Source organism: Brevibacillus sp. HB2.2 (assembly GCF_013284275.1).
Lineage (GTDB): Bacteria > Bacillota > Bacilli > Brevibacillales > Brevibacillaceae > Brevibacillus > Brevibacillus brevis_D.
Genome location: NZ_JABSUV010000028.1, coordinates 1 through 13407, shown reverse-complemented (window position 1 = coordinate 13407; position 13407 = coordinate 1). Strand labels below are relative to the sequence as shown.

Genomic DNA, 13407 nt, shown 5'->3' with positions numbered 1-13407 from the left:
CCTGTTTCGATGATGGGGATGATTTTGCACAGAGGAGGGCATTCCATGGCCCAGCAGGTGTTTTTGTTGGAAATGAACCACATTCATAAAGAATTTCCAGGGGTCAAGGCACTCGATGATGTCACGCTAAAAGTCCGGCCCGGAACAGTCCATGCACTGATGGGAGAGAATGGTGCAGGCAAATCGACCCTGATGAAGTGTCTCTTCGGAATTTATCGGCCAGATGCGGGAGAAATCGTCTTAAACAATGAGCAGGTGACGATGAGCTGCTCAAAGGACGCGCTAGCGCACGGCATCTCCATGATTCATCAAGAGCTGCATCCGGTGCCCTTTCGCAATGTCATGGAAAACATATGGCTAGGACGTTTTCCGGTTAAACGAATCGGTCCTTTTCCGTTTGTGGATGAGAAAAAAATGCTTTCGGATACGGAAAAGCTGTTTGCTGATCTGGGAATGGACCTAAATCCGCACGCTGTAGTCCGTGACTTGTCTGTATCCAAGGTACAGTCGCTTGAAATTGCCAAAGCGGTCTCCTACCAATCGAAAGTGATTATTATGGACGAACCGACGTCGTCACTGACGGGAAACGAGGTGGAGCAGCTATTTGCGATCATCGGTGAACTGAAGAGCAGAGGTGTCGCCATCATCTATATTTCACACAAGATGGAAGAAATTTTACGGATTGCGGATGACGTGACGATCATGCGCGACGGCAAGCTCATCGGTACATGGCGGGCAGCTGAGCTGACGACAGACCTGATCATCTCCAAAATGGTCGGACGGGACCTGACGCAGCGTTTCCCGAGTCGCTCCAATACACCCGGGGAACCAATTTTGAAGGTAGAGGGATTGACCTCCCCGTTTTCCCAGTCTTTTCAGCACGTGTCGTTTGAATTGCGCAAAGGCGAAATCTTAGGCGTAGGCGGTCTCGTGGGTGCACAACGAACAGAGCTGATTGAGGCATTGTTTGGACTGCGCGCAGTGTCGGCAGGAAAAGTGTCGATCAACGGTCAGGAGGTACGGATCAAATCACCGAAGGATGCGAAGAAGTACAAAATGGCGCTCTTGACGGAGGAGCGGCGAGTCACCGGCATCATTCCTGTCTTATCGATTCTGGAAAATACGGTCATCGCGAATTTGGCCAGTTACCAAACACCTTTTCTGCTCCTCAATGAGCGCAAGCGTAGGGCAGATGTCAGCCGAAGCATCGAGATGCTCCGTGTCAAGACTCCCTCTATGAAAGCAATGATCAAAAACCTGTCAGGAGGCAATCAGCAAAAGGTTCTGCTAGCGCGGTGGCTTTTGACTGATCCAGATATTTTATTGCTGGACGAACCTACGCGTGGAGTCGATGTCGGCGCCAAATACGAAATCTACACCATCATAGCGGAGCTGGCGAGTCAGGGAAAAGGCATCATCATGATTTCTTCGGAAATGCCAGAGTTGCTTGGCATGTCAGATCGAATCATGGTCATGTGTGAGGGTAAGCTCTCCGGTTTTTTGTCAGGGACAACGGCAACCGAAGAAGAGATCATGCGGCTGGCTACCAAGCATCTAGCATGAGAAAGGAGGGGAATAGGCATGTCTTCGTTGTCTGCTAAACAGGTGCAAAGCTTTGTTACGCAAAATGCCATCTATATCGTTTTGGTTTTGTTGATAGCGGGTATTGCGATTTACGATCCCAATTTTCTTTCCATTACAACGCTTCGGGATATTTTGATGCAATCCTCCACTCGCGCCATTATTGCGTTGGGTGCTGCGTTTGTTCTTATTACAGGCGGAACGGATCTTTCCGCGGGGCGAGTGGTCGGATTGACGGCTGTCATCTCCGCCTCGATGCTGCAAACTCAAGACTATCCGCGGAGGTTTTTCCCGGATTTACCCGATTTGCCGTTGCTTATCCCTATTCTCATTGCAATTGCTGCGGGCTTGCTGGTTGGCCTGATCAACGGCATTATTGTGTCTCGTTTTAGTGTGCCCCCTTTTATCGCCACGCTGGGCATGATGGTCATTGTATACGGGTTCAACTCCATCTATTTTGACAGGGAGCCCAATCAATCTCAGCCAATAGCTGGATTGCGGAGTGACTTCAATCAGCTTGGGACGGGGTACATCGGCCCGAGTGGCCCGTATTCGATTCCGTATATCGTCATCATTGCGATCATGGTTGCGTTCATCGTCTGGGTGATTTTCAACAAAACACGGCTGGGTAAAAACATGTACGCCATCGGAGGCAACATGCAGGCCGCCACTGTTTCCGGGATCAACGTCGCTTTCAACCTCATGATGATCTATGCCATTGCGGGTGCCCTGTATGGACTCGGTGGTGTTTTGGAGGCAGCCCGGACAGGGGGGGCGACGAACAACTACGGTAACATGTACGAGCTGGACGCCATTGCAGCCTGTGTGGTAGGAGGAGTCTCGACGTCTGGCGGAATTGGTACCGTTCCAGGTGTGCTTGCGGGTGTCCTTATTTTTGGCGTCATCAACTACGGTCTTACGTTTATTGGAGTCAGCCCGTATTGGCAGCTCATTATCAAAGGACTCATCATTGTGGCAGCCGTTGCTTTTGACATTCGTAAATACTTGGCGAAAAAATAAGAAAACCTTTTTCGAGGCTTGCTCATGGATGAGCGACCGCGTATTGTCGGAATGTTTTCCGTAATATCGGGAGGAAACCCGAAGAAGTTTACACTTTCCGATATTATAAAAAAGAGACCCCGGATCAGCTGTCAACCAAGGCAGCTTTTTCTGGGGTCTCTGATTGTTTATTTTCGCAACGGTGTGATTTTCATATACGTAAATAATCGCCAGACCCACTCAAGTGGCCCCATGCGGAAGACAGACAGCCAGAGTACGCTTACTACCATTTGCACCACGTAGATACCGAGGCAGATCAGTGTCGTTTGCAGGTAGCCGAGATTGCCAAACCAATCGAACACATAGCCTCCCACAAGGATTAATACGGTTTGTCCGACGTAGTTTGTCAATGCCATGCGCCCATAGCTGGTCAGCGGAGAGAGGATGGTCTGGACGGTTTTATTTTGCAGCAGCCGAATCAGGGTCGTCGTGTAAAAGGCAGCCATGACAAGACCAGTGGAGGTCAAGGCAATCGTGTAGTTCATCAACTGCTGGAGGGCTTCTTCTGACAGGGTATCGTCTACAACCAGATTCGCGCCACTCATTGCCAGATCAGCTGGAGTCAGTCGGTATTGGATAAACAAGCCGATTAACGAAAGGACGAAGGTCACGCCCTGCACTTTTTTAATCACGGGTAAAAATTTCGGAATATCTTGAAAGACCCCGTATTGCCCGACAGCGAGTCCCAAAATAAATAAGGGAAGCACCAAAAGCGCTTTAAAGCCAATAGAGCAGACAAGGATAGACAGAATAAGGCCGATGATCAGATTGGTTCGCGCCTTCAATCGATAAAAGGGCAGTAAGATGAAGCCGAAAATAGCGTAGATGAAAAGTGCTTCACCAGGGTGAAACATTTTATGCACAAAGCCAAGAGCGAGTAGGGCAATCAGACGCCGAATGAACAAAACGGTGCTATTGGCCCCTTTTTCTTTTGCTCGACTGATGAAAATATAGAAGCCTACGCCAAACAAGAAGGAGAAGATTACGAAGAAGCGAGATTCCACAAAGAAATTGAAAAACTGGAACAGCCAGTGGTCTATACTTCCTAGCTCAGGTGTTTGCGCATACAGCAATGCCACGATGTTGACGAGGAGAATGCCCATCAAGGCGAAGCCCCGTACAGTATCTAATGTATCAATTCGTTGGTTCAACGTAGGTGCGTTTTCTTTCAATCCCATCACTTCCTTCTCTTGTTGTTGGTCGCCCGATCGCGCACTTCTCCTATCCTAGCTCAACCGGGGATGGAGGGACATGGCATTTGCTTACGTCTCGCTTACAAAAGTGTAAGAAGTGAGGGGGCTCCCGTATTCGACCGCAACTTCATCTCAAATTCCTGCGTCTATTGTAATAATCAGGAAGTTGGGGTGCGCAATGAAACCAATCGCACGGGGAAAGTGGCGTCTGGCAGCGGGCATGGCCTATTTTCGTTGGAAAAGGTATGTACAATGGACATTTGGTCGAACGAGGTTCGCTCATGAGAAAAGAAGCGAATGGTTGCGCTATGTCCATTATTCTCATCAAACGATTTTGTTACGCCCATTGCAGAACGTGGAAATGTGGATGCAGCATAACAAAGTGATCAATTTGAGGCTGGCCATTGCACGACTGAACGGATTGATCATCCATCCGGGGGAAACCTTTTCGTATTGGAAGCAGATTGGCAAGCCGACCCGTAGCAAAGGCTATGTAGAGGGGATGCTGCTCTCGCAGGGACGCGTCACGGCCGGAGTTGGCGGAGGGCTTTGTCAGCTCTCGAATCTGCTGTACTGGATGACCCTTCATACACCGTTGACAGTGACGGAACGACATCGTCATAGCTTCGATGTTTTTCCTGATTCGCATCGGACACAGCCGTTTGGGAGTGGAGCGACTTGTTTCTATAACTATCTGGATTTGCAAATCGCCAACCGGACGCAACAGCCCTTTCAACTGCATGTCTACCTGACCGATACACATTTGGTAGGGGAATGGCGTTCCGACATGCCACCGACACGGACGTACGTCATTATCGAGAAAGAACATGAGATCCTTCCTTCGATTTGGGGAGGGTATGAACGGAAAAATGAATTGTATCGAGATGTCTACACGCTGGAAGGAGAACGGGTGGAGCAAGAATGGCTGACGGAGAATCGGGCTTATTTGATGTACGAGCCATTGCTACCGAAAGGATGATGTTTCCTGTTCGGGATACGAACTGGAACTCCACTGCGATCTGTGCGAAAATAGGAACATATGCTTTCGTCTAGGGAACGTGGAAAGGTGGATTTATACATATGTCTTTTGCAGATCGTATCACAGCTGGACTAAACCCCGAGCAGCGGGAAGCAGTCCTTACAACAGAAGGTCCCGTCTTGATTTTGGCCGGTGCGGGTAGCGGCAAGACTAAGGTACTGACACAGCGTATCGCATATCTGATCAGTGCCAAGCAGGTAGCGCCTTGGAGCATTTTGGCGATCACCTTCACCAACAAAGCAGCGCGGGAGATGCAAAACCGTGTGGCTGCCATTATTGGCGGAGCGGCAGCGCAGGATGCATGGCTGTCGACGTTTCACTCCTTGTGTGTGCGGATTTTGCGCAGGGATATCGACCGACTCGGCATCAATCGCAGCTTTTCCATTTTGGATGCGGGTGACCAGTTGTCTGTCGTCAAGCAATGTTTAAAAGAGTTGAACATCGATCCGAAGCAGTATGAGCCGCGTTCGATTTTGGCTGCGATCAGCGGAGCGAAAAACGAGCTGACCGATCCAGAAACCTATACGCGTCTTGCGGGCGATCCATTTGCACAAGTGGCAGCAAAGGTTTACACGGCCTATCAGAAAAAGCTGAGAAACAATCAATCGCTGGACTTCGACGATCTGATCATGACGACAGTTCGTCTGTTTAAAGAAGTGCCGGAAGTATTGGAGTTTTATCAAAAGAAATTCCGCTATATACACGTTGACGAGTATCAGGATACAAACCGGGCGCAATACCTTTTGATTTCCATGCTGGCAGACAAGCACCGAAATGTTTGCTGCGTGGGGGATGCTGACCAAAGTATTTATAAATGGCGCGGTGCCGATATCTCGATCATTTTAAACTTTGAAAAAGACTATCCCGAAGCCAAGCTCATCAAGCTCGAGCAAAACTATCGCTCCACCAAAACGATTTTGCAGGCAGCGAACCAAGTCATTGCCAACAACAAGTTGCGCAAAGAAAAGAAACTCTGGACAGAGAATCCTGGCGGCGACAAGATCATGTGCTTCCAGGGTGATTCCGAGCACGACGAGGCGTACTTTATCGTCGATACGATTCGCAAGCAGATGGCACAGTACAAGAGCTACGACAAATTCGCGATCCTGTATCGGACGAATGCACAGTCTCGTGTGGTCGAGGAAGTTTTCATCAAATCGAACATGCCGTACACCATCGTCGGCGGAACCAAGTTCTACGATCGCAAAGAGATCAAGGACATCTTGGCTTATTTGCGTCTCATCTCCAATCCGGATGACGATATCAGCTTGCAGCGCATTATCAATGTACCGAAGCGAAATATCGGGGATACGACAGTAGACAAGCTACAAGCGTATGCGAACGCAAATGGTCAGTCCCTTTTCCAAGCGATTCAGGAGACGGCTTACATGGGGCTGCCTTCGCGCACGACGAATGCTATCCTGTCCTTTAATGATCTTATCTCGAATTTGATGCAAATGACCGATTACTTGAGTGTGACAGAACTGGTGGAAGAAGTGCTGAAGCGCTCTGGATACCGCGATTCTTTAAAAGAGGAGAAAACGCTGGAAGCACAGGCACGTCTGGAGAATATCGAGGAGTTCCTGTCTGTAACCCAGGAGTTCGAGCGCAAAAATGAAGACAAGAGCTTGCTTGCGTTCCTGACAGACCTCGCGCTGGTAGCAGACATCGATTCCTTGGGAGATGACGGTGCCCAGGAGGAAGTATCGGCAGAGGGACAGGTTGTATTAATGACCTTGCACAGCGCCAAGGGACTGGAGTTCCCTGTGGTGTTTCTGGTAGGTTGCGAGGAAGGTGTCTTCCCGCATAGCCGCTCTTTGTTTGACGATGCCGAGATGGAGGAAGAACGCCGTCTGGCTTACGTGGGAATTACACGGGCAGAGGAGCGTCTGTACATGACATGTGCCCGTATGCGGACGTTGTTTGGACGGACGAATGTGAATGCGCCGTCTCGCTTCCTGCAAGAAATTCCGGCTGAGCTGTTGGAAGGAAATCCAGCGACAGCGGACCGAGGCTTTTCTGGCGGTGGACGCAGTAGTGCATTTGGACAGCGGGATGGCAGTGCATTCGGACGTGACACGGGAGCGAAACCGTTTGGAGCGCCTTCCTCACAAGCAGGCTCTGCTCCGAAATTTGGCACGGGTCAACGGACCGCAAGCAGCACACCTGCTACGTTTACTCGTCCGGCGGGTGAAAAACTGCCTGGACACGGTCAAGGAGCAAGTATTGATTGGAAGGTTGGCGATAGAGTGGCACATGGCAAATGGGGCAACGGTACGGTCGTCAAAGTAAAAGGAACAGGCGACGACATGGAGCTCGACATTGCTTTCCCAAGCCCGACTGGCATTAAAAAGCTTTTAGCGAAGTTCGCCCCTATTCAAAAAGGATAATGTGCAAATACAAATGCAAATACAGGCCAATCGCAAAAAGGTAGTTCAAAAAGTCGTCTTTTGATCACGAAGCAATCCGGGAAGCTTATTCGCATCGATAATGGCGTTCACCTTCGAAGTCCGGTGCTCATGTAGGTACCTACACTCCGCTCCTCCTTCGTGCGGTTCTCGCCATTATCTCGGTGCTGAAAAGCCAACTTTTTGAACAGGTATGAGTATGAAAGGATGAACGAAATGGATCGATTGACGGCGGAAACAAAAATTAAAGAATTAGCGAAACGAATTGAGCGACATAATCGTCTTTACCATGAAGAGGATCGACCTGAGATTTCTGACCAGGAATACGATCAATTGATGCGGGAGCTAAGGGAGCTTGAAACCAGCTTTCCTGATTTGCAGTCACCTGATTCTCCTTCCTTGCGTGTAGGGGGAGAACCGCTGCCCTTCTTTGAAAAGGTCGTTCATAAGACACCGATGCTCAGTCTTGGCAACGCCTTTAATGAGGAGGACATCAGGGATTTTGACCGCCGGGTGCGTCAGGCCGTTGGCAGTCAGGCTGTCCGATATGTAGCTGAACTGAAAATTGATGGTCTGGCCGTATCGCTACATTATGAAAATGGGCTGTTCGTCCGCGGAGCTACTCGTGGAGACGGAACAACAGGCGAAGACATCACACAAAACCTGAAAACGATTCGTTCCATTCCTTTGCGGCTGACGAAGCCGTTAACCCTTGAGGTTCGCGGTGAGGCTTACATGTCCAAGGGAGCATTTGAAAAGCTGAACAAGGAACGCGAGGAGCGTGGAGAAGCCCTATTTGCCAACCCGCGCAATTCCGCAGCAGGCTCACTCCGTCAGCTTGATCCAAAAATTGCTGCATCCCGTCAACTCGATACGTTTATTTACGGCATTGGCGATTTGCAAGGGGAAACAGTGGAATCGCACAGTGAAGGGCTTGACTTGCTGGAGACGCTCGGCTTCATGGTCAATCAGGAGCGACGTGTATTTGACGACGTCGATGAACTGCTCGCTTTTATTGCGGGCTGGACAGAAAAGCGTCCTCATTTGCCTTATGAAATCGATGGCATGGTGATCAAGGTCGACAGTTACGCTCAGCAGGAGGAGCTTGGTTTTACTGCGAAAAGTCCGCGTTGGGCCATCGCATACAAGTTCCCTGCCGAAGAAGCGGTTACGATTCTCGAAGGGATTGAAGTATCTGTGGGGCGTACAGGGAATGTCACCCCGACTGCTTTATTGAAGCCAGTCAGTTTGGCAGGTACGACCGTGAAGCGTGCTTCCTTGCACAACGAAGACATTATTCGGGAAAAAGGCCTCCTTATCGGCGATCATGTTGTCGTCAAAAAAGCGGGGGACATTATCCCGGAAATTATCGCAGTCTTGCCAGAGCGTCGTACAGGAAATGAAGTGCCATTTGCCATGCCAACGCATTGTCCTGAATGCGGGAGTGAGCTGGTACGCTTGGAGGAAGAAGTGGCTCTGCGCTGCATCAATCCAATGTGTCCGGCCCTAATCCGTGAAGGCATGATTCATTTCGTGTCCCGTACGGCTATGAACATTGACGGCTTGGGAGAAAAGGTCGTGGCCCAGCTGTATCGCGACGGTATCATCCACAGTGTCGCTGACTTGTATTATTTGCACCAGCAGCGCGATGCTCTATTGGGCATGGAGCGCATGGGTGAAAAGTCCGTAGATAATTTGCTTGCGGCTATTGAAGCAAGCAAGGAGAACTCGCTGGAGCGCGTATTGTTCGGTCTTGGCATTCGTTTGGTCGGAGCCAAGGCGGCACGTGTTCTTGCGGAGCATTTTGGTAATATCGATACCATTATGCAGGCTTCTGAAGAAGAGATTACACAAATCGATGAGATCGGGCCGAAAATGGCTGCGAGTCTCGTGAACTACTTCGCACAGCCGCAGGCTCAGGCAGTTATTGAGAGACTGCGAGCGGCCGGAGTAAACATGGAGTACAAAGGAATCCGCATTGAGAGTGGCGCAGACCTCCCATTCTCAGGCAAAACAATCGTTTTGACTGGTACCTTGACGCAAATGTCGCGGCAGGAAGCAGAGGAAGCGATTGCGCGCTTGGGTGGCAAGGTAACAGGCAGCGTCAGCAAAAAGACAGACCTGGTGATTGCAGGTGAAAAAGCCGGATCCAAGCTGGAGAAGGCAGAAAAACTAGGCGTGGCTGTTATGGACGAAGCAGGCTTCCTGCAAGTATTGGAGAGCAACGCCTAAGAAAACGGTGGCGACAACGGATGAGTAAGGGAAGGGACGTGAAGAGCATGAATAGCTTCCTGAAATGGGGAATCGGTGTAGTAGCCATGCTGCAATTGGTTGGCTGTGGAAATAACAGCAGTACTGGCAGTAAAGAAATCAATGCGAATCCTCCAACAGTTACAGCTGCTGCTCTACAAGGGAACTTGACCTATCAGGACGTATTGGAACTGGGAGCAACGATTCACAATCTGATGATGACCGATGACGCTCGTCAAGTATGGGTTGGTACGAATGCTGGATTGTATAGCTCAACTGGCGGTGGAACGTGGGGATCTCTCTCGACAGATTTAGAGCAGTATGCGATTGAAGGATGGTTTGTGGACCCGGATGATCCGAAGCGAATATTTGTCGGTGGAATTGATGGGGTTCTTCATTCAACAGATGGTGGTAAAAAGTGGACTTCAGTCAACAAGGGGTTACCAGAGCCAGCGAATATCACCAGCTTTGTGGGGAATCGCCGAGGAGACGAAGTACGTCTGTTTGCCTTTGTCTCGGGTGAAGGCATTTATCAATCGACAGACGGGGCCCAATCTTGGAGTCTGTGGCAGCCAATGGACCAGGAAGTATTTGCCATGGACTTTGATCCCGAACAAGACCGACTCTATGTAGCGGCCCAATTCAGCTTGCTCTATAATGAAGAGGGGCAGTGGAAGACAGAGGAGATTCCCGGAGTACAGCAGATCTATTCGCTCGCTATTAACAGACGAACTGGTACTCTCGCTGTCGCAACCGAAAAAGGTATCTATGAGAAAATCAAGGGCGAATGGCGTTTGCTGGATGCTCGTTCACCAGAAAAGCTGATTGTCATTGCTTCAGGTGGCGAGGATACAAAATGGGTGGGAATTGGCGAATCGGCATTGATCTACAAGCTCGAAGACAATCGATGGATCAAGTGGAACGAATGATTTGTACATCGCCCACCTTTGGATACGAAAAGGAGTAATCTATGAAAGTGAAGTTTTTGGCAGGATGCAGGTTCTTGACAGCTGTACTTCTTGTGATGGCATTGACTGGCTGCTCGCTGATACCTGGGGGCAAGGACAAAGCTCCTGAGCCTACTACACCGTCCTTGTCGGAGGTAGTGGAAGTATCCGAGGATTACTACGGAAGCATTACCCCGTACAAGCAAAACCAGACACGAGGAATGCTTGCTGATACGAAATATCGCGTCGATTTCAGTCACCTTGAATTAGGCTTGATGGAGTTTGCTCGGGAGACATACCCGACGTCCGATTATTATTTCCAAGAAGGTCAAGTGATAAAAAAAGAGCAAGTTACCCAGTGGATTGCACAGGAAAAGACGGCTGGGGCCAACGGGAAAAAGAAAAACGGAATTCTCGTGCACGTATTGGAGCATGATTATCTGAGCAAGAAGGATAAGAGCCTTGCTGGTATGGTGTTGGGCTTGTCGCTTTCGCCGAATTATCAGGATGCAACCGGTCAGGACAAGGTGTACACGGCACAAGAACTACAAGCAAAAGGTCAGCAGGTTGCAGCTCGTATCGTGCAGTCTGTACGTGCAACCAATCCGGAAGTTCCGATCCTGATTTTGATGTATCAAGTACCGGAAGTGAATTCTACTCTGGTGCCGGGGCACTTCATCATGTCAGGAACAGTAGGGGCGAATGAAGCAACAATATCCAAGTGGCTGCCGATCGAAGAGGAATATTTCCTGTTCCCGAGTTCAGAGGTTGAACAGAAATACCCAGAGCAGTCGTTGCAGTACGACAAGCTCATGCGTCAATCCAAGGGCTATTTCCCTGAATATATCGGAATGACTGGTTTGGGACGTTTCATGGACGGCAAGCTCACTGAGATTACGATTACCGCCACTGCAGAGTATGACTCCAGAACAGAGGCATTGCAGTTTACGCAATTTGCAGCAGGAAGCATCAATCAGCTCTTCGACAAAAGCGTTCACGTCAACCTGTATGTACAGTCGATGAACAAACCATTGTCGATCTACATTCGACCGACAAGTGGAGAGCCGTATATGCATATATACAGACAATAAGGAAAAGCATAAAACACCCGAATGATCAGGTCGGGTGTTTTTTTTTGTACACAAAAAATAACGGGTTGAACAAATGTGTGAAATGTTGAACGGTGTGTGCACAAAAGTGTTCGAGATACTTCTTGAATCTTGTCGGTGATTTTTCTGCAAAAATGCAAACACTAATAGAGTCGAGCCTTAAATGGTTTTGTTGGTATGATCCTTGCATATGTTTTATGAGTGATCCGAACATGGAAGATATCGATAAGGAGGCGTCACAAGATGCAAGTGGAATTCAAAAACGAGGCGTTTACCAATTTTAGTCTGCCAGAAAATAAAAAGGCATTTGAAGAAGCTCTCGCTAAGGTAGAAAGTGAGCTTGGCCTTGAGTATCCGCTTATCATCGGCGGAGAACGCATCACAACTGAAAAGAAATCCAACTCCTTCAACCCTTCTAATAAAGAACAAGTAGTGGGCGTTGTTTCCCAGGCTGATCAAGCACTGGCTGAGAAAGCGATCCAAACAGCTGCTAGCACTTTCGAAACATGGAAAAAGGTGCCTGCACAAGCGCGTTCCCGCTATCTGTATAAAGCAGCAGCAATCATGCGTCGCCGTAAGCATGAGTTCTCTGCTTGGCTCGTAAAAGAAGCAGGAAAAAGCTGGGCAGAGGCTGACGCTGACACAGCAGAAGCAATCGACTTCATGGAATACTATGGCCGCCAAATGGATAAGCTGTCCCAGCGCCATGATCTGCCTCGTATCCCTGATGAAGACAACGAATTGTACTACGTTCCACTTGGTGTAGGTATCGTTATCCCGCCTTGGAACTTCCCTCTTGCGATCATGGTTGGTATGACGACAGCAGCTCTCGTAGCGGGTAACACAGTCGTATTGAAGCCTGCTTCTACCACTCCAGTAATCGCTGCGAAATTCATGGAGATTCTCGAAGACGCTGGCGTACCTGCTGGTGTTGTAAACTTCGTACCAGGTTCCGGTAGCCAAATCGGAGATTACCTCGTAGAGCACAACCTGACTCGTTTCATCAGCTTCACAGGTTCCCGTGACGTAGGTCTTCGTATCAACGAACTGGCTGCGAAACATCGTCCAGGTCAAAAATGGATGAAGCGTCTGGTTGCTGAAATGGGCGGTAAAGACTCCATCGTTGTTGATAACGACTGCGATATCGAGTTGGCTGCACAGTCCATCGTGGCTTCTGCATTCGGTTTCTCCGGTCAAAAATGTTCCGCTTGCTCCCGTGCTATCGTTCACCAAGACGTGTACGACCAAGTACTGGGCCGCGTAGTAGAGCTGACCAAACAACTGACTGTGGGCGACATCAGAACCAACGATTTCTACACAGGTCCTGTGGTTGACGAGAAAGCATACAACAAAATCCTCGAGTACATCGAGATTGGTAAAACAGAAGGCAAACTGGTTGCAGGTGGCGAAAAAGGTCCAGAATCCGGCTACTTCATCATGCCAACTGTATTTGCAGATGTAGATCCACAAGCTCGCATCATGCAAGAAGAGATCTTTGGCCCAGTGGTAGCATTCTGCAAAGCCAACGATTTCGATCATGCAATGGAAATTGCGAACAACACTGAGTACGGCTTGACTGGCGCTGTCATCAGCCGCAACCGTGAGAACCTGGAGCGCGCTCGCGAAGAGTTCCACGTAGGTAACCTGTACTTCAACCGCAAGTGCACAGGCGCTTTGGTAGGTGTACATCCATTCGGAGGCTTCAACATGTCCGGTACTGACTCCAAAGCGGGTGGACCAGACTACCTCCTGCTCTTCACACAAGCAAAAATGGTTTCTGAAAAACTGTAAGCTACACAATAAAAAAGCTGCCTCCTTTAC

9 protein-coding genes are annotated in these 13407 nt (G+C 49.3%); 8 read left to right on the top strand and 1 reads right to left on the bottom strand.

The window, feature by feature from the left end:
• Positions 1-45 precede the first annotated feature (45 nt).
• Positions 46-1563, top strand: coding sequence for a sugar ABC transporter ATP-binding protein (locus tag HP401_RS31185; RefSeq protein ID WP_173606242.1), 1518 nt, complete (start codon positions 46-48; stop codon positions 1561-1563).
• Between the two features lie 18 nt (positions 1564-1581).
• Entirely contained in the window at positions 1582-2601 is a 1020-nt protein-coding gene (gene mglC, locus HP401_RS31180) for a galactose/methyl galactoside ABC transporter permease MglC (protein ID WP_173606241.1), read from the top strand.
• 167 nt (positions 2602-2768) lie between these two features.
• Here mglC and HP401_RS31175 read toward each other — a convergent pair whose 3' ends face one another.
• Positions 2769-3818 carry a DUF418 domain-containing protein gene (locus tag HP401_RS31175; RefSeq protein WP_173606240.1) on the bottom strand — a complete coding sequence of 350 codons (1050 nt, stop codon included), beginning with the start codon at positions 3816-3818 and terminating at the stop codon, positions 2769-2771.
• 193 nt (positions 3819-4011) lie between these two features.
• Here HP401_RS31175 and HP401_RS31170 point away from each other — a divergent pair, with 193 nt between their 5' ends.
• The 6 genes from HP401_RS31170 (at position 4012) to pruA (ending at position 13377) form a co-directional block, all read left to right on the top strand.
• Entirely contained in the window at positions 4012-4812 is an 801-nt protein-coding gene (locus tag HP401_RS31170; RefSeq protein WP_173606239.1) for a VanW family protein, read from the top strand.
• Positions 4813-4913: 101 nt separating this feature from the next.
• The gene (gene pcrA, locus HP401_RS31165) at positions 4914-7262 is read left to right on the top strand and encodes a DNA helicase PcrA (RefSeq protein ID WP_173606238.1); all 2349 of its coding nucleotides are present in this window, start codon (positions 4914-4916) and stop codon (positions 7260-7262) included.
• Positions 7263-7496: 234 nt separating this feature from the next.
• Positions 7497-9512 (top strand): NAD-dependent DNA ligase LigA, encoded by a 2016-nt coding sequence (gene ligA / locus HP401_RS31160; RefSeq protein WP_172141804.1) that lies wholly within the window; start codon positions 7497-7499, stop codon positions 9510-9512.
• A 20-nt stretch (positions 9513-9532) separates the two neighbouring features.
• A complete protein-coding gene (locus HP401_RS31155) occupies positions 9533-10459 on the top strand; it encodes a WD40/YVTN/BNR-like repeat-containing protein (RefSeq protein ID WP_173606237.1) in 927 nt (308 codons plus the stop codon).
• A 41-nt stretch (positions 10460-10500) separates the two neighbouring features.
• Positions 10501-11568: a CamS family sex pheromone protein gene (locus HP401_RS31150; RefSeq protein WP_012684429.1), complete on the top strand. Its 1068-nt coding sequence runs from the start codon at positions 10501-10503 to the stop codon at positions 11566-11568.
• A 261-nt stretch (positions 11569-11829) separates the two neighbouring features.
• Positions 11830-13377, top strand: a complete 1548-nt coding sequence (gene pruA, locus HP401_RS31145) for an L-glutamate gamma-semialdehyde dehydrogenase (RefSeq protein WP_012684430.1) — start codon at positions 11830-11832, stop codon at positions 13375-13377.
• Positions 13378-13407 lie beyond the last annotated feature (30 nt).